This window comes from Massilia eburnea (assembly GCF_050709955.1).
In the GTDB taxonomy this organism is placed as follows: Bacteria; Pseudomonadota; Gammaproteobacteria; order Burkholderiales; family Burkholderiaceae_D; genus Rugamonas; species Rugamonas eburnea_A.
In genome coordinates this window covers 244,357-266,364 of record NZ_JBNZFX010000001.1, presented here as the reverse complement: position 1 = coordinate 266,364, position 22,008 = coordinate 244,357, and the positions used below count along the sequence as shown (strand labels likewise).

22 protein-coding genes are annotated in these 22,008 nt (G+C 63.2%); 8 read left to right on the top strand and 14 right to left on the bottom strand.

What is annotated here, in order from left to right:
- Nucleotides 1–3 precede the first annotated feature (3 nt).
- The 6 genes from folE to ACQ4MM_RS01295 all read right to left on the bottom strand — a co-directional run bounded on the left by folE (nucleotide 4) and on the right by ACQ4MM_RS01295 (nucleotide 5,285).
- Nucleotides 4–570: a GTP cyclohydrolase I FolE gene (gene folE / locus ACQ4MM_RS01320; protein ID WP_028102807.1), complete on the bottom strand. Its 567-nt coding sequence runs from the start codon at nucleotides 568–570 to the stop codon at nucleotides 4–6.
- A gap of 49 nt (nucleotides 571–619) precedes the next feature.
- Nucleotides 620–1,432: an NAD(+) diphosphatase gene (nudC, locus tag ACQ4MM_RS01315; RefSeq protein ID WP_431475663.1), complete on the bottom strand. Its 813-nt coding sequence runs from the start codon at nucleotides 1,430–1,432 to the stop codon at nucleotides 620–622.
- A gap of 42 nt (nucleotides 1,433–1,474) precedes the next feature.
- Nucleotides 1,475–2,551, bottom strand: coding sequence for a hypothetical protein (locus ACQ4MM_RS01310; protein WP_431475662.1), 1,077 nt, complete (start codon nucleotides 2,549–2,551; stop codon nucleotides 1,475–1,477).
- A gap of 51 nt (nucleotides 2,552–2,602) precedes the next feature.
- Nucleotides 2,603–3,142: a hypothetical protein gene (locus ACQ4MM_RS01305; protein ID WP_431475661.1), complete on the bottom strand. Its 540-nt coding sequence runs from the start codon at nucleotides 3,140–3,142 to the stop codon at nucleotides 2,603–2,605.
- Between the two features lie 310 nt (nucleotides 3,143–3,452).
- Nucleotides 3,453–3,956, bottom strand: coding sequence for a single-stranded DNA-binding protein (ssb, locus tag ACQ4MM_RS01300; protein ID WP_431475660.1), 504 nt, complete (start codon nucleotides 3,954–3,956; stop codon nucleotides 3,453–3,455).
- A 105-nt stretch (nucleotides 3,957–4,061) separates the two neighbouring features.
- The gene (locus tag ACQ4MM_RS01295) at nucleotides 4,062–5,285 is read right to left on the bottom strand and encodes an arabinose transporter (protein WP_431475659.1); all 1,224 of its coding nucleotides are present in this window, start codon (nucleotides 5,283–5,285) and stop codon (nucleotides 4,062–4,064) included.
- Between the two features lie 112 nt (nucleotides 5,286–5,397).
- Here ACQ4MM_RS01295 and ACQ4MM_RS01290 point away from each other — a divergent pair, with 112 nt between their 5' ends.
- The 3 genes from ACQ4MM_RS01290 to ACQ4MM_RS01280 all read left to right on the top strand — a co-directional run bounded on the left by ACQ4MM_RS01290 (nucleotide 5,398) and on the right by ACQ4MM_RS01280 (nucleotide 9,502).
- On the top strand, nucleotides 5,398–6,036 hold the full coding sequence (locus ACQ4MM_RS01290) for a TetR/AcrR family transcriptional regulator (protein WP_431475658.1): 639 nt from the start codon (nucleotides 5,398–5,400) through the stop codon (nucleotides 6,034–6,036).
- 83 nt (nucleotides 6,037–6,119) lie between these two features.
- Nucleotides 6,120–8,972, top strand: a complete 2,853-nt coding sequence (uvrA, locus tag ACQ4MM_RS01285; RefSeq protein WP_431475657.1) for an excinuclease ABC subunit UvrA — start codon at nucleotides 6,120–6,122, stop codon at nucleotides 8,970–8,972.
- Nucleotides 8,972–9,502 carry a YbaK/EbsC family protein gene (locus ACQ4MM_RS01280; protein WP_431475656.1) on the top strand — a complete coding sequence of 177 codons (531 nt, stop codon included), beginning with the start codon at nucleotides 8,972–8,974 and terminating at the stop codon, nucleotides 9,500–9,502. Before uvrA ends, ACQ4MM_RS01280 begins: the two co-directional genes overlap by 1 nt.
- Here the strand turns inward: ACQ4MM_RS01280 and ACQ4MM_RS01275 are convergent.
- The 3 genes from ACQ4MM_RS01275 to ACQ4MM_RS01265 form a co-directional block, all read right to left on the bottom strand.
- Nucleotides 9,450–10,190, bottom strand: a complete 741-nt coding sequence (locus ACQ4MM_RS01275; protein ID WP_431475655.1) for a hypothetical protein — start codon at nucleotides 10,188–10,190, stop codon at nucleotides 9,450–9,452. The two genes, ACQ4MM_RS01280 and ACQ4MM_RS01275, sit on opposite strands and share 53 nt — an antisense overlap.
- 56 nt (nucleotides 10,191–10,246) lie before the next feature.
- On the bottom strand, nucleotides 10,247–10,852 hold the full coding sequence (locus tag ACQ4MM_RS01270; protein ID WP_431475654.1) for a 2-hydroxychromene-2-carboxylate isomerase: 606 nt from the start codon (nucleotides 10,850–10,852) through the stop codon (nucleotides 10,247–10,249).
- Between the two features lie 202 nt (nucleotides 10,853–11,054).
- Entirely contained in the window at nucleotides 11,055–11,672 is a 618-nt protein-coding gene (locus ACQ4MM_RS01265; protein WP_431475653.1) for a TetR/AcrR family transcriptional regulator, read from the bottom strand.
- 120 nt (nucleotides 11,673–11,792) lie between these two features.
- On the opposite strand from ACQ4MM_RS01265, the gene ACQ4MM_RS01260 reads away from it, so the two are divergent.
- The 4 genes from ACQ4MM_RS01260 to ACQ4MM_RS01245 all read left to right on the top strand — a co-directional run bounded on the left by ACQ4MM_RS01260 (nucleotide 11,793) and on the right by ACQ4MM_RS01245 (nucleotide 16,994).
- Nucleotides 11,793–14,162, top strand: coding sequence for a kelch repeat-containing protein (locus ACQ4MM_RS01260; protein ID WP_431475652.1), 2,370 nt, complete (start codon nucleotides 11,793–11,795; stop codon nucleotides 14,160–14,162).
- Nucleotide 14,163: 1 nt separating this feature from the next.
- Complete coding sequence (locus ACQ4MM_RS01255) at nucleotides 14,164–14,307, top strand: hypothetical protein (RefSeq protein WP_431475651.1); 144 nt, start codon at nucleotides 14,164–14,166, stop codon at nucleotides 14,305–14,307.
- Between the two features lie 166 nt (nucleotides 14,308–14,473).
- Entirely contained in the window at nucleotides 14,474–16,810 is a 2,337-nt protein-coding gene (locus ACQ4MM_RS01250; RefSeq protein WP_431475650.1) for a kelch repeat-containing protein, read from the top strand.
- Complete coding sequence (locus ACQ4MM_RS01245; protein WP_431475649.1) at nucleotides 16,779–16,994, top strand: PPC domain-containing protein; 216 nt, start codon at nucleotides 16,779–16,781, stop codon at nucleotides 16,992–16,994. Before ACQ4MM_RS01250 ends, ACQ4MM_RS01245 begins: the two co-directional genes overlap by 32 nt.
- Here the strand turns inward: ACQ4MM_RS01245 and ACQ4MM_RS01240 are convergent.
- The 3 genes from ACQ4MM_RS01240 to ACQ4MM_RS01230 all read right to left on the bottom strand — a co-directional run bounded on the left by ACQ4MM_RS01240 (nucleotide 16,988) and on the right by ACQ4MM_RS01230 (nucleotide 18,365).
- Nucleotides 16,988–17,476: a GNAT family N-acetyltransferase gene (locus ACQ4MM_RS01240; protein ID WP_431475648.1), complete on the bottom strand. Its 489-nt coding sequence runs from the start codon at nucleotides 17,474–17,476 to the stop codon at nucleotides 16,988–16,990. The genes ACQ4MM_RS01245 and ACQ4MM_RS01240 overlap by 7 nt on opposite strands.
- Before the next feature lie 20 nt (nucleotides 17,477–17,496).
- On the bottom strand, nucleotides 17,497–17,943 hold the full coding sequence (locus tag ACQ4MM_RS01235) for a GNAT family N-acetyltransferase (RefSeq protein WP_431475647.1): 447 nt from the start codon (nucleotides 17,941–17,943) through the stop codon (nucleotides 17,497–17,499).
- 266 nt (nucleotides 17,944–18,209) lie between these two features.
- Nucleotides 18,210–18,365, bottom strand: a complete 156-nt coding sequence (locus tag ACQ4MM_RS01230) for a hypothetical protein (protein WP_431475646.1) — start codon at nucleotides 18,363–18,365, stop codon at nucleotides 18,210–18,212.
- A gap of 40 nt (nucleotides 18,366–18,405) precedes the next feature.
- On the opposite strand from ACQ4MM_RS01230, the gene ACQ4MM_RS01225 reads away from it, so the two are divergent.
- Nucleotides 18,406–19,131 carry a DUF6624 domain-containing protein gene (locus ACQ4MM_RS01225; protein WP_431475645.1) on the top strand — a complete coding sequence of 242 codons (726 nt, stop codon included), beginning with the start codon at nucleotides 18,406–18,408 and terminating at the stop codon, nucleotides 19,129–19,131.
- Here the strand turns inward: ACQ4MM_RS01225 and ACQ4MM_RS01220 are convergent, their stop codons facing one another.
- Nucleotides 19,132–20,937 (bottom strand): vWA domain-containing protein, encoded by a 1,806-nt coding sequence (locus ACQ4MM_RS01220; protein WP_431475644.1) that lies wholly within the window; start codon nucleotides 20,935–20,937, stop codon nucleotides 19,132–19,134. It lies immediately after the preceding gene.
- Nucleotides 20,934–22,007 (bottom strand): AAA family ATPase, encoded by a 1,074-nt coding sequence (locus tag ACQ4MM_RS01215; protein WP_431475643.1) that lies wholly within the window; start codon nucleotides 22,005–22,007, stop codon nucleotides 20,934–20,936. The genes ACQ4MM_RS01220 and ACQ4MM_RS01215 overlap by 4 nt, the downstream gene beginning before the upstream one ends.
- Between the last annotated feature and the right edge of the window lies 1 nt (nucleotide 22,008).

The following is a 22,008-nucleotide window of genomic DNA, read 5'->3' as shown; positions in this document are numbered from 1 at the left end:
GGATCAGGACTCGCGAGCCAGTGCCAGGAATTCGGTGCGCATCGCCAGGTTAGGCTGCAGTTCGCCCAGCATGGCGGAGGTCACGGTCTCTTCGCCGGCGGTGCGGATGCCGCGCGATTCCATGCACAGGTGGCGGCACTTGACCACCACGCCCACGGCTTTCGGCTCCAGCACAGTCATCAGCGCTTCGGCGATCTGCATGGTCATGCGTTCCTGCACCTGCAAGCGCTTGGAGAACACGTCCACCAGGCGGGTCAGCTTGGACAGGCCGACAATCTTGCCATTTGGTACATAGCCCACGGTGGCCTTGCCGAAGAACGGCGCCAGGTGATGCTCGCAATGGCTGTACACCGGAATGTTCTTTACGACGATCAGTTCGTTGTACTGCTCGGCGCCATCTTCAAAGGCCTTCAGCACTTCAGCGGGGTCCTGGCCATAGCCGGATACCCAGTGCTTCCACGCCTTGTGGACGCGGTGCGGGGTTTCGATCAGGCCCGGACGATTCGGGTCTTCGCCCAGGTGCTCCAGCAGGCGGCGCCAATCGTCTTCGGTGAATACTTCTTTAGTCATGATTGCAGGAACCGTGAAATGTGAAATCTAATCCACCAGTATACAGCGTTCAGGGTCGGTTCGCTGCCAGCAGCTCACTGGCGATGGAAACCGTATGGGTCAGCGCCGGCCACTCGTCTTCCGGGCCGAACCAGCGCGCGTCGCTGATTTCGTTGGGGTCGGTCACGATCTCGCCGTCCAGGTACTCGGCGGTGAAGGCGATCATCAGCGAATGCGGGAAGGGCCAGGACTGGCTGCCGAAGTATTTGAGGTTGTGCACGCGCAGGCCGACTTCTTCAAACACCTCCCGATGCACCGCCTCCTCCACCGATTCGCCGGCTTCCAGGAAGCCGGCCAGCGCGGTGTAACGCTTGTACGGCGAATTGGCGTGCGCGGCCAGCAGGCGCTGCTTGCCTTTCTTGATCAGCACCATCATGGCGGGCGAAATGCGCGGGTAAGCGAGATGGCTGCAGGCAGTGCAGCGCATGGCGCGCTCGCCGGGCGCCAGCAGCATCGGCGAACCGCAGGCGCCGCAGAAGCGGTGGGTGCGCGCCCATTCGGCAATCTGGAAGGCGCGCCCTGCTACGCCGAGCAAACCATCGTCGACTGTGCCGAACAAGGTGCGCAGGCCGACGTAGGCGTGGCCCGGCAGGGGCGACGTATCATGCGGCGCCTGCGCAACCTGCCAGTAGCGGCCTTCCCAGGTACCGAGCGGCATCGCGCCAGCCAGTTCCAGGCCGGCGGCAAGTAGCTCCGCATGCGGCGGCAACGCCAGGCTCTCGTCCCGCAACAGCAAGCGGTCTTTGTGGAACACCAGCGTCTGGATATCGGCAGCGGTGGCGGATTGGATCAGGGGCAGGAAACCGGCAGGGGTCTGTAGCATGGCTTTTCAATATAGTCCTGGCAACAGCACGATGATATCAGCCTAGTCCTTGTAGTGCATGTAGAGCGCCCACGGCAGGGCGATCAAGGGGGCGAGCCAGGGGAAAAAGGAGATCACCTTGGCAAGGGCCAGGATAAAGAGGCTGAGCACCGCGATTCCGACGGTCATGCCGATGCGGTTCGTCCACTTGTTTTTGGCGGGCGGGGCGCCTTCAGTGACCGGTACCTGTTGGTTCGGCGCGTCCGAAACTGCGACCGGCGCAGCTTGCGGCGCAGGCGGTGGTGGCTGGAGGCGAACAAACGCAGCTTGATCCTGACGCCCAGTTATTCCGTGATCGATATTTGCTGCGCGCAGCAACACTTCAGCGATCCAGCTATCGAGCCGTTGGCCCCAGTGAACGACGGCTGCCGCGCCCTCTTCATCCAGGTGCTGGAAATAGCTGCTGTCGTTCTTGGGATTGGTGTCATTGTCGAACGTTCCCTGCTCGCGCTCCAGCGTCGCCAGCACCCGGTGCGCCAGCGAATCGGCGCCGGTGGCCACGAACAGCGGCATCTTCGCCCATGGCGCGCTCTCACCGGTATAGGCATAGAAGGGCCCAGCCGGCACGGAACCCGACGGCACTGGCCGATCCAGGTCCGTAGCGATTGCTTTGGCCAGCTTCTGCCAGTCCGTATGCGGCACATCGAGCTGACCCTGTCGCTCGTCCAGGCACAGGTAACAATCGACGTCGCCGGCATAGGTGGCCGCGTTGGGAATGTACTGGTCACCGCCATCCCACGCGGGCCGCTCTTCGCCGACCGCCCAGAGCTGGTAGCGGTCGGGGTAGTGAACCGCTACCACTTGCCGGCTGCGGTCAAGTGCCGGCGGCGCGTCGATGCCGAGCACCTCCGCCGGATGCAGCGACAGCCGCATTGCCCCGCCTTGCGCCAGGATGGCCAGCCACAGGGTGAAATCATCCGCCAGCAAGGCGTTGCTGGCCCGGTCCCTGAACTGCAGCCGCGCACCAAAGAAGACCCCGTGCTGGTACCAGTCCTCGAGCGCGAGGTCCTTGCGCAGGAAGCTGCTGCCATAACTGGCCAGTGCCACCTGACGCTGGATCGGCTCTTGTTCTCGTCTCATTGGGTTTGGGTCCGGGGACGCAAAGTGCCAGCGATCGAATGCCACTGCTGCCTATGTTCCATGTACTTTGCAAGGGCCCTGTGCGAAGTAAGTCTTCTCCTCCATTTCTCCTTCGCCGGGCAGCTCATCGCGCAAGGGATCTTGATAATCGTCCGGCCATTGCGACGCTTCCAGGACCGCATAGACTGATTTTTCGTCGAGCCATCTCGTCGCAGTAATTCCATGGCACGCTTCGTTAGCATTCGCCAACGAAGCCAGCTCCGCCACGCGGTCCAATCCAAGCTCGTAATAACGGGAATCGACACCGTAGAAGAATTCGGCGGGCTTATGCTCAAGGATGTCCCGGAACTCCGACCGGTAGTCTAGCAATCGCAGCTCGAGAGCTCGCTTATGCGCGTCAACCGATACAGCATCCGCCAGGACCTTTCCATGCTTGAGAATCCTGGCCGCGCGGATCCATGTCGCACGCTGGTTATTGCCGTCACGTAGAAGGCCCAGGGCTTGGCTATATGCCTGGATACTGGCCTCAAGATTGAATAAGGAACGACGCTCGGCCACTTCTTCGTCGTCTTTCGTCGCCTGGATTGCCATGTCCTTTTTCTGAAGGTAGAGCGTAAGCAGGGATGCCGGCAAATCCCAGGCTTGAGAAACAAGGCGTTCAGAGCGCCAAAGGTATCCCCTATCTGCCCCCGCTCACTGACACCAAGCTTGCTGAAGCCGTCAGCTGGAATCACCCACAACGCGAAGCCGGCGTAAACCACGACGACTAGTAAAAACAGTGGTATTGCAATCTTTCTCATCAAGGCGGTTCCAATATGAGATAAAGAGGCCTTAAGAACAAAAAGTCCCTGCCACTTGGATCAGTTGCAGGGACTTTTAAACCCAGGACTGCAGCAAGCTGTTAGAACGGGATGTCGTCGTCCATGTCGGAGAAGTTAGGCGCTGGACGCGGTGCCGGGCGTGGTGCCGGTGCCGGAGCTGCCTGTGGACGTGGAGCCTGGCGTGGAGCTGGTGCGTCGTAGCCCATGTCGTCGCCACCGCCCATGCCAGCGCCCATGCCGCCGGTATCGCCACGGCCGCCCAGCATCTGCATGGTTTCAGCGATGATGTCGGTTGCGTATTTTTCGACGCCGTCTTTGTCGGTGTACTTACGGGTCTGCAAGCGGCCTTCCACGTAGACGGAAGAACCTTTTTTCAGGTATTGGCCGACGATTTCAGCCAGGCGGCCGAAGAAGGAAATACGGTGCCACTCGGTCAGCTCTTTCTGTTCGCCGGTGTTGCGGTCTTTCGAACGGTACGAGGTAGCTACGGCGATGTTGGCAATCGCGTCACCGCTAGGCATGTAGCGGATTTCCGGATCGCGACCCAGATTGCCGACGATGATCACTTTGTTGACAGATGCCATTTATGAAACTCCTGAAGGGGAACGGGGGCTGTTTCCGACGGCCCCAAAACCACGGAGTTTACCCTAAATTAATATTCGCTCAAATATAGCAGGAGCTGACACAGCTCAATTTGTTGTCAGGTTAGCCCGTGGCGGCTTCAGCAGGCGCAGGGCGATCACCAAGGCGCAGGAAACGGCACCGCAACCGGCCAGGTAGACTGCGCTGACGCCGTGCTGGCCAGCCAGCGCACCGGCCAGCGGGCCGGTCAGCCCGAGCGAAATATCGAGGAAGGCGACATAGGCGCCCATGGCGGCGCCGCGGCTTTGCGGCGGGGTGCGCTTGACCGCTTCCACGCCGAATCCGGGAAAGGCCAGCGAGTAGCCAAAGCCGGTCAGCGCGGCCCCGATGTATACCAGCGATGGCGCCGACGCCTGCCAGATACAAAGCTGGCCGGCTGCTTCGATCAGCACGCACACCAGGGCCACGCGCGCGCCGCCGATCTTGTCCGGCAGGTGGCCGAACAGCAGGCGGGCGCCAATGAAGGCCGCGCCGAAAGCGGTGAACGCCAGCGACGGGCTGCCCCACTCCTTGGCCGTGAACAGCAGCGAGATAAAAGCGGTGATGACGCCGAAGCCGACGCTGGAAAACGCCAGCCCCATGCCTGGCCACCAGACCGCGCCCAGCACCTTGTAGAACGGGATGCGGCGCGCGCTGGCCGGCGGCAGGGCCTTGATACCGGCCAGCACCAGCAACGCCAGCACCGGCGCCAGCATGCCGGCGAACGCGATGCCCTGGAAGCCGGCCTGCTGGTACAGCGCCATCCCGGCCGGTGCGCCGGCGGCGTAGGCGCCGTACATTGCGATGCCGACCCAGGCCATGACCTTGCCGGCGTTCTGCGGGCCGACCAGGCCGACGACCCAACTCAGGGCGCCGGTCACGATCAGGCTTTCGGCGCCGCCCAGCAGGATGCGGCCAGCGATCAGCATCGCGACCGATGCTTCCGGCTGCGCGACCATGGAAAGAGACGCCAGGTAAGCCAGCGCGGAGGCAACTGCCAGCACGAAGCCGGTCATCACGGCGCGTTTGGAACCGCGAGTGTCGCACAGCCCACCGGCCCAGGCCCGGGTCAGCAGCGCGGCAACGAACTGGGCACCGGCGACCACGCCAACCATCAGGGTGCTCAGGCCGAGGCGATCGTGCACGTGCAGCGGCAGCGCGGGCAGTGCAATGCCGATCGCGAGAAAACTGGCAAACACCGCCAGCACGATGGGAAAAATCCGGGGCACCACATTGGCGGCCTGCGGGGCGGCAGCCGTGGCGGGAGAAGCAAAATCTTTAGGCGGGCTCATAGAAGAACTTTCAAGGTTGACAATGAATTCCTGGAATGCGAGCATTTGCTCACATACAGCCAAAATTTTAAAATCAACAACATCCCGCGAAAACTCGCATTCAAAACTGCCCATGGTCGACATCCCGCAACCCCGCAAAGCCCCGCGCCAGGAGCGTTCGCGCGCCACCGTGGACGTGATCCTGGAGGCGACGGCTCGCATTTTTTCCGAGCATGGCTACGCCGGAACCAATACCAACCTGATCGCGGCAAAGGCCGGCATCAGCATCGGCTCGCTCTACCAGTACTTCAAGAACAAGGATGCGCTGATCGCGGCGCTGCACCAGCGCCACGCCGAACAGGTGCAGCAAACCGTGGAAGAAGTGCTGGCCAGGCCCTTCGAACCGACGCTGGCCGGGCATATCGGCGCGCTGGTACAGGCGCTGCTGGCCGCCCACCTGCTGGAGCCGGACCTGCACAAGATGCTGGAACTGCAATTCCCTTATTTCGACGCGCCGCAGTCGGAAAATGAAGCCGACCAGGGCATCTTCAAGCGTGTGCGCGCGCTGCTGGAAGAATGGCGGGACGACATCGCGCCGCCCAACTTGGACCTGGCCACCTGGGTTGTCCTGCAAATAATGGAATCGATGGTGCACGCAGCCGTGATCGAGGCGCCGGGCTTCGAAATGGCCGACATTAAGGCGTCCATCACCAGCGCTGTCATGGGTTACCTGACGTACCGTTCAAATACTGGTAATATGTACAGTATTTGACGCTGGGCTTGGTGTATCGAGGGCGCGGCGCAAGAATTCATTCGACGCTATAGTATCGGGCTGACCCCGAAAGGTATCCACGCATGGAAGAGATCCGCATCCGCGGTGCGCGCACGCACAATCTGAAAAACATCAACCTCGACCTGCCACGCAACAAGCTGATCGTGATCACCGGCTTGTCCGGCTCCGGCAAGTCGTCGCTGGCGTTCGACACCCTGTACGCAGAAGGCCAGCGCCGCTACGTCGAATCGCTGTCGGCCTACGCGCGCCAGTTCCTGCAGCTGATGGAAAAGCCGGACGTGGACATGATCGAAGGCCTGTCGCCGGCGATCTCCATCGAGCAGAAGGCCACTTCCCACAATCCGCGTTCGACCGTGGGCACCGTGACCGAGATCCACGACTACCTGCGCCTGCTGTACGCGCGCGTCGGCACCCCTTACTGCATCAACCACCCGGACCACGCGCTGGCAGCGCAGTCGGTATCGCAGATGGTGGACGCGGTGCTGGCCATGCCCGAAGGCACCAAGCTGATGATCATGGCGCCGGTCGTGGCCAACCGCAAAGGCGAACACGCCGACCTGTTCGAGGCCATGCAGGCCCAGGGCTTCGTGCGCTTCCGCGTGCAGAGCGGCACCCACGACGCCAAGATCTATGAAGTGGACGACCTGCCGAAGCTGAAGAAAACCGAGAAGCACACCATCGACGTGGTGATCGACCGCGTGAAGGTGAATGCCGAGATCAAGCAGCGCCTGGCCGAATCCTTTGAAACCGCGCTGCGCCTGGCCGACGGCCGCGCCGTCGCCTACGAAATGGATACCGGCGCAGAGCACGTTTACTCCAACAAGTTCGCCTGCACCACCTGCGGCTACTCGCTGCAGGAGCTGGAGCCGCGCCTGTTCTCCTTCAATAACCCGATGGGCGCCTGCCCCGAGTGCGATGGCCTGGGCCATATCGAGTTCTTCGACCCGCGCCGCATCGTTGCTTTCCCCAACCTGTCGCTGGCTTCCGGCGCAGTGAAGGGCTGGGACCGCCGCAACCAGTTCTACTACTCGATGCTGGCAGCGCTGGCCGCGTACTACGATTTCGAACTCGATACGCCGTTTGAACAACTGCCTGCGAAAGCACAGGACGTGGTGCTGCACGGTTCCGGCAAGACCGCCATCCCGTTCACCTACATGAATGAGCGCGGCAAGGCCGTGGTCAAGGAACACACCTTCGAAGGCATCGTCAACAACCTGCAGCGCCGCTACCGCGAAACCGATTCGATGGCGGTCAAGGAAGAACTGGCGAAGTTCATCAACGAGAAGAAGTGCCCGAGGTGCGAAGGCGCGCGCCTGCGCGTGGAAGCGCGCCATGTGAAGATCGGCACCGGCAAGCAGGAACGCGCGATCTACCAGATCGCCGAGAAGCCGCTGCGCGACACCTTGTCCTTCTTCGAGCAGCTGAAATTGAAGGGTGCGAAGAAGGACATCGCCGACCGCGTGATCAAGGAAATCGTGTCGCGCCTGACCTTCCTGAACAACGTGGGCCTGGACTACCTGTCGCTGGACCGCAGTGCCGACACCCTGTCCGGCGGCGAGGCACAGCGTATCCGCCTCGCTTCGCAGATCGGCTCCGGCCTGACGGGCGTGATGTACGTGCTGGATGAGCCATCCATCGGCCTGCACCAGCGCGACAACGACCGCTTGATCGACACCCTGAAACACCTGCGCGATATCGGCAATTCGGTGCTGGTGGTGGAACACGATGAAGACGCGATCCGCACCGCCGACTACGTGGTCGACATGGGCAAGGGCGCCGGCGTGCATGGCGGCGACGTGATCGCTTCCGGCTCGCTGAAGGACATCCTGAAGTCGAAGGAATCGCTGACCGCGCAATACCTGAGCGGCAAGCTGAAAATTGAAGTGCCGAAGAAGCGCCACAAGTCCGACCCGCAGCGCCAGCTGACCATCACCGGCGCCACCGGCAACAACCTGAAAAAAGTTTCGCTCAGCCTGCCGGTCGGCCTGATGACTTGCGTGACCGGCGTTTCCGGTTCCGGCAAATCGACCCTGGTCAACGACACCCTGTACCCGGCCCTGTCGCGCCACCTGTTCGGCTCCCAGACCGAACCGGCACCGCACGATTCGATCAGCGGCCTGGAACACTTCGACAAGGTGATCTCGGTCGACCAGGCGCCGATCGGCCGCACCCCGCGCTCGAACCCGGCCACCTACACCGGCCTGTTCACGCCGATCCGCGACCTGTTCGCCACCGTGCCGGTGGCGAAAGAGCGCGGCTATTCTGCCGGCCGCTTCTCCTTCAACGTCAAGGGCGGCCGCTGCGAAGCCTGCCAGGGCGATGGCGTGATCAAGGTCGAAATGCACTTCCTGCCGGACGTCTACGTGCCTTGCGACGTCTGCCACGGCAAGCGCTATAACCGCGAGACGCTGGAAGTCCACTACAAAGGCAAGAGCATCACCGAAGTGCTGGACATGACGGTGGAAGACGCACACGAGTTCTTCAAGGCCGTGCCGGTCATCGCGCGCAAGCTGCAAACACTGCTCGACGTGGGCCTGGGCTACATCAAGCTGGGACAGAGCGCCACCACGCTGTCCGGCGGCGAGGCGCAGCGCGTCAAGCTGTCGCTGGAACTGTCCAAGCGCGACACGGGCCGCACGCTGTATATCCTGGACGAGCCGACCACCGGCCTGCACTTCCACGATATCGACCTGCTGATGAAGGTGATCCACCGCCTGCGCGACCACGGCAATACCCTGGTCATCATCGAGCACAACCTCGACGTGATCAAGACTGCCGACTGGATCGTCGACCTCGGTCCTGAAGGCGGCGCCGGCGGCGGCCAGATCATTGCCAGCGGCACGCCGGAAGAAGTGGCGGCCAATCCGGCCAGCGTGACCGGCAAGTACCTCGGCCCGCTGCTGAAGAAGAAGTAATGAGCCTGCATTCCGTCAAACACTTCCTGGCGCAGCACGCGCCAGATCTTGAAGTCATCGAGCTGGCGGAAAGCACCGCGACCGTGGCACTGGCTGCGGCCGCGCATGGCGTCGAACCGGGCCAGATTGCCAAGACGCTGTCCCTGCGCATGAAGGAAGGCATCGTTCTCGTGGTGACGCGCGGCGATGCGCGGCTGGATAACAAGAAGTTCAAATCCCACTTCGGTGCAAGCGCGCGCATGCTGGGCGCGGATGAAGTGGAAGCGCTGACCGGGCACCCGGTCGGCGGCGTCTGCCCCTTCGGGCTGCCGGCACCGATTCCGGTCTACTGCGACGTTTCGCTGCGCGAGTACGCGGAAGTGATTCCGGCCGGCGGCGCAATCAATGCCGCGGTACGTATCTGCCCTGAGCGCATGGCGACGCTCACCGGCGCGCAGTGGGTTGATGTCGCGCTGGCGCCTGCCGGGCCGCCGGACCCTACTCCTGCGGCAGCGGATACTGCTTGCCGTCATAACGCAGCAGCTGAGTAGTGGGCTTCGCATCCTTCTGGTTTGAGTTACGCATGACGAGAAGGTCCGCAAAGCCCTTGGTGCGCGTCGCAGCGATGCTGATGGTGTAGTCGAAACGTTCGATTTCCGGCTCAGGCGCGGGTTCCTGGTCGTTTCCAGTCTCCCACTGCATTTCGCCCAGGTAGCTCCAGCGCGAGACAGGCATATCCGAAAGCACCGGCCTGATCGCGGCGCCTTCGCGCACATACAAGGTACGCATCGGGCCGTAGCCGCCTTCCGCATAACGCGGCGAATACGTGTTGATATCGACGCCGAATGCGCGCAAGCCTGGCTGCAGCTGATAGCGCGCCGTATCGATCCGGATGCCGTCGACGTATCGCATGATGGCGTCTTCTTCGGCCACAGTCCAATTGCTGGCAATTACCTTGGCCTGCGCCCGGTCAAACAGCGCAACAAGCAGCCGCTTGCCGTCTGGCGTCCCACCTTCGTAGACGAAGACGCCGATGGTGTACGGCTCCTTTCCCGGCCAAGGCTTGCAGGCGGTGGCGATGGCCCCCTGGTCGTCTTCGCTGGCCTTGCGCTTGCCGTTCTCCTTCAAGAAAGCGGCAGCCATATCAAGCTCCTGTTCGCTGCAGGCCTGCGTTTCCGCCAAGGCCGGCAGCGCAATCATCGCCAGTACAGCCGTGCCCGCGACGCGCTTCAGGTTCATGTCTATCCTTTTACAAACGATACATGCAAGGATAGACAATGCGCTGCCGCCTGTCACTAGGCCGCGCGGCGCGCCGCAGCCAGCCAGCGCTCCAGGTGCGGGAAGCGGTCATATCCCCAGAACGGCTCGCCGTCCGCCAGCACAAAGGGCACGCCGAACACACCCTTGGCCAGTGCATCCTCGTTGCCCTGCTTGAATTGCGTCTTGATCGCAGGATCTTCCAGGCCCGCCAGGAAGTCCGAGCCATCGATGCCCTGGCTCTCCGCGATCCCCAGCAGCACCGCCTTGTCCGCAATATCCACGCCGTCGGCGTAATAGGCCTGGAAGCAGGTACGCGCAAACGACACTGCCGCATCGTCGCCGTGGTTGACGCGCACCCACAGCATGGCGCGACCCGGCGCAATCAGCATCTGCGGGAAGGCGCTGGAGGGATTGAAAGGAATCGCCTCCTCCTGTGCGGTGCGCTGCATATCGCGCGTCACGTACTTCCATTTGACCGGCACCACGGGCGACGGCAGCACCCCGGTCACCTGGGTCAGCGCCGGCAGCAGCACCGGATGCCAGCGCACGGTCGCGCCATTGGCAGCCGCCAGCCATTCGATGCGGCGCGCGGCAAAGTAGGAATAGCCCGAGGCGAAATCAAAGTAGAAGTCGAGGACCATGGCCGCTCCTTAGTAGTTTTCGCCGAAATCGCTATTGTTCTTCGGCAGTCCGCGCAGGATGCCCCACAGGCTGCTATGGCTCACGAAGTAGATGCCGACCGGCACCAGCAAAAGTAGGAATCGCATTTTCTCTCTCCAATTTCGCACACCCGTGCGAAGCTTGCTTAAAAAAAGGCCGCAGGCGGACCCGCGGCAACCCAAATCACAAATCGTTGAAACTCTTGTACGTCGAAATCAGGCGGTTGTACGCACGCTGCGCATGGCGCGGCGACTGCTCGTCACGCAGGAAGCGGGCATCGTGCAGCAGGCCCACTACCAAGCTGTAAATCTCGAACACCAGTTGCTCGGGATCTGTGTCCGGCCTGAGCTGGCCGGCTTCCATCGCCTGCAGGATGGTTTTGCGCAGCGAAGCGCGCCATGCCAGCGCCCCCTGTGCCAGGCGGTCGCGCACCGCGCTGCCTTGGTAATCGTCAAACTCAAAAGCGCCCGCCGTGTACAGGCAGGACGTGCGCAGCGCCTCGTCGGCCGCGCGCTGGAACCAGGCCGCTACCTGGGCTTGCAGCCGGGGCAAGCCGCGCGGCAGCGTCAGCGTTGGCATGAATACTTCCGCCGCAAAGCGGCGGTCGTACTCGTCCAGCACCGCGCATTGCAATTGCTCCAGCGAGCCAACACGCGAAAACACCCCGCTCTTGCTGATGCCGGTGCGCTTGGCGATCTCGCCCAGCGACAGCTTGCCGATACCTTCCACCGCAGCCATTTCCATGGCGGCGTCGAGGATGGTGGCAAAGGTCGCTTCGCTTTTTGCGGTCAGGGTGTCCATGGCTCGAACTTTAGCACACCTGTGCGAAATAACAAGCGTTATTTGCTTGGTATTTTAAGTTGACTATTTTGCAAACATGATTAAAGTTGCGGACTGGAAATTTCATCTATGGGAGAAATCATGCAACAACTCCGCCTGCGCCAGATTGCCGCAGCCTCGCTCCTGGCCTGCACCAGCATGGGCGTGCAAGCCCAGGTCACGACCGGCGCCATGACTACCCCGCGCATGTTCCATCAGGCCAGCGCACTGGCCGATGGCCGGATCCTGCTCACGGGTGGAGCAGCCAGCGCGTCCGCAACCTCGCTTGCGAGTACCGAGATCTATGATCCATCCACCGGCGTCTTCATGCCGATGCCGCCGATGCTGGTCGCCAAACGCGAACACGCTACGGTCACGCTGAAAGATGGCCGCGTTCTGGCGGCAGGCGGCATGACCACCAACAGCAGCGTCTCCAGCTTCGCGGAGGTTTTCGATCCCGTCGCCGGAAAGTGGACGGCGACCGCGCAGATGAACACGGCCTACGCCCGCACCATGGCGCGCCTGCTGCCAGATGGGCGCGTCATGGTCGCTGCCCGTGACACGACGGGGCACCATGCCGAGATTTTCGATCCGGCCAAAGGCAGCTTCAGCAAGTCCGGCAACATGGTCGAGACCACCAGCGGTCACGGCATGGTAGTGCTGGCGGACGGCCGCGTGCTGAAGATCGGTGGCTATACGTGGGACGGCAAGTTCAGCCGCAATGCGGAAATCTGGGACCCGGCCACCAACGAGTGGACCGCCACGGGACAGATGGCGGCGGAACGCCAGGATATTCAGCCAGTGCTGCTGCCCGACGGTAAAGTACTGGTCGCGGGCGGCCGCAATTCGATGCAGCTCGACACCTCCGAAATTTTCGATCCCGCCACCGGCGAATTCAGCCCTGGCAACGTCATGCCGATCGCCTTCGCGCCAGACAGCAGTACCGTTCTCGGTAACGGGAATATCGTTTTCACCGACCCGAATGCGCGCCATCTGCTGCAATACCAGCCGGCCAGCGGCAACTGGAACCTCGCCGGCCCAAGACGTGGCGCTGCGCGTGAAAGCATTGCAACGCGCCTGCCCGACGGCAGCCTGCTGCTGGCAGGTGGCGCCGAGCAGAACGACGCGGCCAGCTATGCGGCAGTGCTCGACCAGGCTTGCGCCGGGCAGGAACTCACGCTGGACGTCACCTCCGGAAAAGTAGACGCGGATGGCGGCTCGGCCAGCATTTCCGTGAGCGGCGCCCCTGGTTGCCGTTTTGAGGTGGCCAATGCGCCGGGCTGGCTGACGCCGGCTCCGGCAAGCCTGCTTGTCGTCGCGGAAAAAGGGACATCTGCTGTCGGCCTTACGGCTGGCGCCAATATGAGCGGCGCCGAGCGCACCGCTGCCTTCTTCCTGGCCAACTGGCGCGCGGAGCTGACGCAAGAAGCCTCGACCAGCTGCCCAAGCATGCCCTACGTGTCGCCTGCCAGCATCAAGGTCGGCTACCTGGGCGGCACGGGTACGGCCTATGTCACGGCGCCGGCCACCTGCTCCTGGAATATCAGCGACCTGCCAAGCTTCGCCTCCATCACCTCCGCGTCCGGCGGCAAAGGCAATGGCAGCTTCAACTGGTCCGTCCCTTCGAACAGCCCGAACAGCATGTCGCGCAGCGGCTCCGGCCTGGTCACTGCCCTCGGCCAATCCAGCAGCTTCACCATCACCCAGGATGGCCCCGCACAGTGCCCGTCCACGCCAAAGCTCAACCTGAGCAGCAGCTCGTTCCCATCTGCCGGCGGCACGATCACCGGCACGGTCAGCGCCGCTCCAGGCTGCCCTTGGACTGTCGGCACGCTGCCGCCGTTTGCCCGGCTCACCGCAGGCGGTGCCGGCACCGGCAGCGGCGTGTTTTCGATTACTGCCACCGCCAATCCCGGTGCATTCCGCAGCGGCAATGGCCAGCTCACCGGCCCAGGCTTCTCTTCGAGCTTCTACCTGAGCCAGTCGGCGAACCCTTGCGTGAACTGGAGCATCAGCCCCGCTGTCCTCAACTCGCCCGTCGGCGGCGCAACTGGCAGCTTTACCATCACGGCCCCCGCAAGTTGCAGCTGGCGCCTTGCAGGCTTGCCAGGCTGGCTCACCCTTACCAGCGCCAACAATGGCAGCGGCAATGGCGCCATCAGCTATGCGATCGCGCCAAACACCGGGTATGCGCGCAATGCAATGCTCTCGATGAGCGGCTCGGGTCCGATCCTGTCGATCAGGATGAACCAGGAAGGAGTGCCCGCGCCTGCCGGCTGCGAAACACTGATCGACAGCGGAGTACCGGCCAACGGCTTCCTGCAGTCTTCGAGCTGTCCGGCAGGCGCACGCGGCGCCAGCTACTACACCGACCGCTATAGCTTCACCGGCACCGCCGGAAAGGTTGCGACCATCACGATGACTTCGAGCAGCTTCAATACTTACCTCTACCTGCGCGACGCCGGGGGGTAATGTGCTGCGCTCCGATGATGACGGTGCCGGCGGCTTCAACGCTCGCATCAACTACACGCTGCCGTCTTCGGGCACCTACACCATCGAAGCGACCAGTTCCGTTGCCGGCCGGACCGGCGCCTACGTGCTGTCTTTCACCCAGTAAGAAGAGGGTCGGCAGGCGGCGGGCATCCCCGCCGCCTGGCTCTGCGCGGCTTCCACGGCCCGGCCGGGCCGAATATCAAAACTAAATCTTTCGTTGTTCTTTTTGATTGACTATTTCACAAATACATATAGAGTTGTACATCGGAAATATTCTGAGGAGAAAAGTTTTGTACCCAACACCATTGCGCAATTTGGCGGCCGCCACCTTGCTGGCCTGTGCCACCCTGTCCGCTCAGGCCCAGGTCTCGACCGGCAACATGAACATGCCGCGCATGCTGCACAAGGCAAACGCACTGCCTGACGGCCGCATACTGCTGAGCGGAGGCACATCCAGGCCCGGCAATCCAATCACCGCCAGCACCGAGATCTACGATCCGGCCACCGGTCAATTCACCCCGGCGGCTCCGATGCTGACCGCGCGCCGGCAGCACGCAGCAGTCACGCTGCAGGATGGACGTATCCTGGTTGCGGGCGGCATGTCGCCGGCCAGCACCTATACCAATACCGCCGAAATTTACGACCCGGCGACCGGCCAGTGGACTGCCACCGGTAATCTGAACTTTGCGCGCTATGACACCGCGGGACTGCTGTTGGCGGACGGCCGCGTGATGATCACGGACAAGACGAACGCCAGCGCATACCAGGCGGACATCTATGATCCCGCCACCGGACTATTCACCAAGACTGGCTACATGCTGGAACGTCCGAACGGTTCGGGACTGGTCCTCCTGCCTGATGGCCGGGTCCTGAAGATGGGCGGTTTCGCGAACAATACCTACAGCCGCAATGCCGAACTGTGGGATCCCGTCACGAACCAGTGGACCGCCACCGGCCAGATGAACGAACAGCGCCAAACCATCCAGCCCGTGGTGCTGGCGGATGGCAAGGTCCTGGTTGCGGGCGGCCGTCGCGAGTGGTCGCACAACACGACCGAGGTGTACGATCCGGCTACGGGGACCTTCACGGCTGCCGCCAACATGCCGACGGCATTCGAGCCAACCAACGCCAGCGTGCTGCCAGGCGGCGATATCATCTTCACCGCGGACTACAACCGCCAGCTGATGCGTTACCAGGCTGCCAGCGGGACCTGGAACATGTCCGGCCCGCAGCGCAGCACCGCACGCGAAAGCACCTTGTCGCGTCTACCGGATGGCAATGTGCTGATCGCCGGCGGCTCCGCCCAGAACGACGCGACGACCTATGCCGCAATCTGGGACCAGGCCTGCGCCGGACAGCTCACCACCGTGCCGGTCCGTACCCAAACCACAGGCGGCGATGCCGGTACTGTCAGCTTCAACCTGAACGCGGCCCCTGGCTGCCGCTTCGAAGCAGCCAACCTGCCCGACTGGCTGACCGTTGCCGGCGCCAACCCGCAGCAGATGCCGGCCGGTGGTACGGCCAGCGTGACGTTCAACACCACGGCCAACCTGACCGGCGCCTCACGCAGTGCCTCGTTCCTGCTGGGGAATGAGCCCGTCACCGTCACGCAGGTGGCTTCCGCCAACTGCCCATCGGCGCCGGTGGTATCGCCGACCACCACGACAGTCAGCGGCTCCGGCGGCAGCGGTTCGCTCAGCGTATTCGCAGCCGCCAGCTGCCCGTGGAGCGTCGCCTCGATGCCAAGCTTCGTCACCGCCACCGGCGCCACCAGCGGCAGTGGCAACGGCAGCATTGCTTACTCGGTAGCCGCCAACCCGGATACCACTGCCTCGCGCAGCGGCTCCGGCCAGGTGACCTCGATGGGATACGCCACCACGTTCACCTTCACCCAGGATGCCCGCAAGCTGTGCCCGACCGCTCCGGTCATCAGCTTGAGCAGCGCCTCGTTTACCGCTGCAGGCGGCAGCACGACAGGCACCATTACCGCTGCGCCAACCTGCAAGTGGGCGTTGGCGGTGCCGGTCACCTGGGTCAGCGTCACGTCCGGGGCCTCGGGTACCGGCAACGGTAGCTTCAGCCTCAACATCGCGCCGAATACCGGCGCCGATCGCAGCGACTACATGTTGGCGTCCAACTCCGACGCGGTCGGCATGGCAAAACTGAGCCAGACCGGTTCCGCTTGCGCCACCTGGAGCGTGACGCCTGCCAGCACCAATTTCCCGGCTGCCGGCAGCAGCGGCAACTTCACGGTGATGGCGCCGGCAAGCTGCAACTGGAGCCTGGCCGGCGTGCCAAGCTGGATGAGCATCACCAGTGCCACCAGCGGCACCGGGAACGGCAGCATCACCTACGCGGTAGGCGCCAATTCCGGTACCACACGCAATGCCACCGCAACCCTCAGCGGCAGCGGCCTGACCTTGCCATTGAGCCTGAACCAACAGGGCACCACCCAGCCGACCACCTGCAGCAAGTCGATCATCAGCGGGGGAAGCGGCAAGCGGCAACCTGCAGTCGTCGACCTGCCCGGCGGGCGCGCGCGGCACCGGTTACTACACCGACCGCTATACCTTCGGTGTGCTGCCAGGCCGCGTGGTGACCATCACGCTGGCTTCGTCGAGCTTTGATGCCTATCTCTACCTGCGCGACGGTTCCGGCAATGTGGTCAGCTCCAACGACGACGGCGGTGGCGGCACCAACTCGCGCATCAGCTATACGCTGCCGGCGGGCGCATGGGGCAACTACACCATCGAGGCGACCAGCTACTACTCGGGCCGCTCCGGCGCCTACACCCTGACCTTCACTCAGTAAGGATCAGGACTCCAGACGGCGTACATCTCGCCGTCTTCCTCTACGCCCGCCTCGATGAAACTGCAGGCGGCGTAGAGATCCTTCGCCACGGCGTTATCGGGACGGTAGCTGGTCCAGATGCGCTCTACATCCCCATGTTTCTGGATCTCGGCCAGCGCCAGGTCGATGGCACGACGGCCATGGCCCCGGCCCTGGTAGCGGCGGTCCACCATCAGGTGATAGATCGCGTAATCACCTGCGTCATCCTCGGCGCCGGGAGCGGCATACATCAGGAAGCCCACCACGCCGTCCTTGTCGGCGATGGCGCGGCAATGGTAGTTGGGGTGGAAGCTGGCTTCCGCAATCGCATACATGGTGTCCGAGGCATGGTCCTGCTGGTGGTCATGCAGTTCCAGCTCGGCGATGTTGGCGAAATTCTCCTTGGTGACCACGTGCAGGTTGGTGGTGATCCATTTCCTCAGGAAGCGTTGGTATGGTCTCATTCATGACTCCTTCTTCTTCGTTACAGCTCTAGTACTGCGTTCATTTCGCCATCCTCGTCGACGTCGGTCTCGACGAAGCCCATGCTGGCGTACATATCTTTGGCCCTGGTGTTGTCCGGCAGGTAGCTGATCCAGATCTTGCGCACACCGCCGCGTGCGCGGATCTCGGCCAGCGCCATCAGCAGTGCCTTGCGGCCGTAGCCTTTGCCTTGGTGGAGAATGTCCACCATCAGGCGCCACACGGCGAACTCGCCCGGCTGGCCTTCCAGCTGCAGGTCGACGTACATCAGGAAGCCAACCAGCTCGCCGCCGGCGTAGATTGCGCGCGGCTGCATCTCCGGATAGAAGCTGGCTTGTGCGATCGAATAGGCGTTGCTGGCGATGTAGTCGCGCTGGTAGTCCAGCAGCCGCAAGTCGGTGATGTCGTCGAAGTTCTGTCGGGTGACAGCTTTGAGTTGGATCTCCATGATTCCTTTCCTCCTTGCGCCGGGGCCAAAAAACAAAAACCCCGGCAAGTATCCTTACCGGGGTTTTGTCGTGGGACGTCCGGCTCGGGGGTGGCAATTTGCCAGCAGCCCCGAGCGCACGCGCATCAGGGCTATCTGGTGTGCTTAATGCAGTTGATAGCGAGATTACGCATGGCTGTCCTTTCTTAATCTGGGTTATGAAACTAACGAGCGCTGATTCTGCTCTCTACGCGAATGTAGTGTCAAGAAAAACTTTGTATAAATATTCACTCAGCGTTCTTGTACAGGACATCGATGCGCTTGATGATCTTTTCACTGAGCTTAACCGTGTTGGCGTAGCGCTCATAAAGCTGCGGAACCGCGATCGTATTGCCCAGCAGGCGCTTGTGGTGAGCGACATCGAAGTAGTATCGCGCAACCATCCGTGCTCCCCTATTGCCCCAGGTTTGCTACCGTAAGTCCATGATGAGCGTTTACAAGCTTGCGCTGCCGCTGCTGCTGGCCTGGCATGGCCTGGCCGGCGCCGCTGAGCCAAGCCGTATCAGCGTACAGACGCTGGCGGCGGGCAAAGAGGTCGCGCGCATCATGCTGCCGATCGGCCAGGCGCATACCGTGCAGGTGGAAGCAAACCAGGTCGAGCAGGATAACCGCGGCACCACACATGCGCACGGCAATGTGCGGGTGACCATCCGCAGCGGCGGCAATGGCGGCCCTGCCACCACCATCGTCGGCGACGAAATCATCATCAAGCGCAAGGTGCTCGATACCCGTGAGCTGGCCGCGATTCGAGCGTTGGAAGCCATGGGCGCTCCCGGCAAGCGCGATGCGGCGCGCGACCGCAAGGAGCTGGCGCGGCTGAAGACCATTGTTGCTTCGCATGGCTGGCCGGGCGCCCGCTTCGCCGGGCCCGAGCTGTCGCAGAATGCTTTCACTGTCCTGATGCGCATGCCCGAGAAAGACCTCGAAGCATTGCTGCCCGCTCTGCGCGAGGCCCAGGCCGGGAACGACGTGCCAGGCTCGCAACTGGCGCAGGCTGAAGACCGGCTGCGCGTCGCCAAGGGCCTGCCGCAGCGCTACGGCACCCAGCTCGCAGGCAGCAAGCCGGCCGTGATCGAGGACGAAAATGCACTCAATATCCGTCGCAAGATGATGGGGCTGCCGCCGATGCCCGCCACCTCGGGCCAATAGCTATTCCGTAATGTAGAAGACCTCTCCGCGCGGGGTAAACGGCAAACGGCGCCCATCGGCCAGCAGGTAGGCGTGGTCCATGCGGGTTTCGAGCCTGTCCTCGCACCAGCCATCGGTTACCACCAGCACCGGGCCGTGCGCCGGCATCTCGCCTTTATGCGCCAGGTCGCGCAAGTGGTCGAAGCCCGGCTGCAGGACGGTTCCACCACGGCCGCGCAGGGTGAAACGGTCCAGCAGGTTCTCCGGTTCGACCCAGCCGCAGTCATACGCTGCGGCGTCGCAGCACACCAGGCGCACGGCGATAACGTCGCGCGCCATCGCATAACTGGCGATGGCGCCCAGCGCCTTGCCCAGCATGGCGGGCTCCATCGACCCCGAAGTGTCGAGCAGCACACCGAAGACGCGGCTCTTGCGCTCCTCCTCCGGAGGCTTGCACAGCAAGGGCCGCGGGATGTCCGGCGTCGCGCCCTGCCGGCGCGAAGGCCGCGCATAGCTGCGCAGCATTTCCAGCGGTGGGAAGCGTTCATCGAACCAGTGCGCCAGCCGCGCATCCCAGGGAATGGGCGGCTGCGCCAGGCTGCGGATTTCTTCCAGCAGGCCGGCCGGCACGGTACCCCGGCAGCCATCGTGTTCCCAGCGGTCCATGCCTTGTGCCAGCGCGCGGCGGCAATACTCCTCCGCGTCGGTGAACTGCGCGCCGCTATCCTCGCCCACCAAGTCAGGCTGGCCGGCGCCGCGCAGCGTCGCCAGCTTGCGTGCACGGCGCATATCGCGCGCCAGGCCGTCGTAGATTTCATCGGCTGATTGCCCGGCAAGGTCGGCGTCGTACAGCATGCCGATGGCGGGCGGCGAGCCGACCTGCATTTCGAGCAGCCAGCTATTAATGGCGAAATCGCAGGCAACGTTCCACAGCACGGGATCGCGCCCGCGCCGGCGCGAAGCGTGATTCAGTCCGGCATGCAGCAATTCATGGGCCAGCACGAACAGCGTTTCATCGTCGTTCAGGCCTGCCGCCGGATTGATCCAGATGCGGCGCGCGCCGACATCGATAGCGGCGACACGGATATCGTACTGCTGGCAGATGCGGATGTCGTTTTCCAGGTCGAAGCTGGCCGCCAACGCGCCCAGCAAGGGGTAGCGATCCATCATGCGCCGCCGCGCGCGGTGCTCGCGGCTTTGCGGCTTGGCTGCCTGCTCCACAGGCGCGCCACCGGCAATGGCCAGCGCCCGGCCAACGCCGCGTGCGATACCGTCCGCCAGCATTTCGTGCCAAGGCCTGGGCGTCTGGCGCCGCCATGCCACCGGCTTCTCATCGAGCGCCACGAACAGCAATGCGCCGCCGGTGATATCGGCGTGCCATGCCAGCAGCGGTGCGGGACAGCCGTCGCTGCAAAAGCGCTGCAGCAAGGTTTCCACGCTGGCGTCCAGGCATTCCGGCAGACGCCATTCTTCCGGCAATTCACCAAGCTTGAGCTCAGCGCAGAAGCGCGATGCCGTCACCAGCGCCGCCACTTCCCACAGGCCCGCCGGCTCGCGGCGCCGCACCAGTCCAAGCCCGAGGCAGGACAGGACGATGCCGACGACGCGCGCCCATTCCTCCGGCCGCGCGCGCCGTTTCGGATGCAGCCACACCGTGCCGCCCGGCGACAGGGCGAGCCAACCCTTGGCAGGAACCACCTGATGCGTCGGATCGGCGCGGAAGTCGACCTGCCCTGCGACAGCGCCCAGCACGGGGTGCGCCAGCACCTGGGCAATGCCGGCTTGCCGCGCCGTCGCCGCTGGGTCGGGCTTCCTGTCCTTGCTCATGCGGTTTCCTTCTGGCTGCGGCCGGCCAGGCGTGGCAGGTCGCGCGCCACTTCGACCAGGAACCACGCAGGCAGGCGGCGTCCTTGCGAATCCTCCCCCAGAAGCGATTGCGCGATTTCGACGCTGATGCGCGCCAGGTCGCGCAGCATATCCTTGGCGCGGATCGACAAGGCATGATGCGCACTGCGCACGGCCGATTCTTCCTCCGGCAATTCCTTCATCAAGTGGGCGCGGAAGGACTGCGCGAGGAAGTACAGCACGTCACGGTCCCCCGGTGCATCGGGCCAATGCTGCTCGCCCTTGATGATGGCATGCAGGCCGTGCTTGTGCCGCAGCTGCTTGAGGAAGCCCTTGAAGTTGCCGGCATGGTTGGGCGACAGCAAACCGTAGGCCAGTGCATCCAGCATATCCTCGCCCGTATCTTCGCCGAAAGAATGCAGCGCATCGGACAGCATATGCCAGCTGCGCGGCGTCGAGAACGGCTCCTCGTGCTTTGGCGGCTCGCTCCACAAGTGGTCGGGGCGCAACTGGATATATTCCAGCACCCATGGGTGGATGCCGCCCTCGCCCTTGGCCCACTCCAGCCATTGGCGATGGTCGGAGCGCAGGTGGATGTGCGCCATGCGGTTCACCAACGCGGAAGGCATCGGCTTGACGATGGCGGCATCCTTGGCGCGGTTGCCCGCGCCGATCACGATGGTTCCTTTCGGCAGGCTGTATTCGCCGATGCGCTGGTCCAGGATCAGCGAGTAAAACGCCTTCTGGATTTCATGTGACGACGCATTCAGCTCGTCCAGGAACAGCACGAACGGCGCATCGCGCACGATGTTCGCAGGCGGGAAAAAGCGCGAGCACTTGCCGTCGATCTGCGGGATGCCCAGCAGGTCTTCCGGTGCAAGCTGGCTGCCAAGCAGAGAGACGCACTCCATGCCCACCGCCTCGGCAAAGCGGCGCACCAGGGCGCTCTTGCCGATGCCCGGCGGGCCCCACATGAATACCGGGCGCGTCACCGCGACGTGCAGCAGGAAGTCGATCGCCTGCTGCTGGTTCAACATGATTGCTGATTGCATC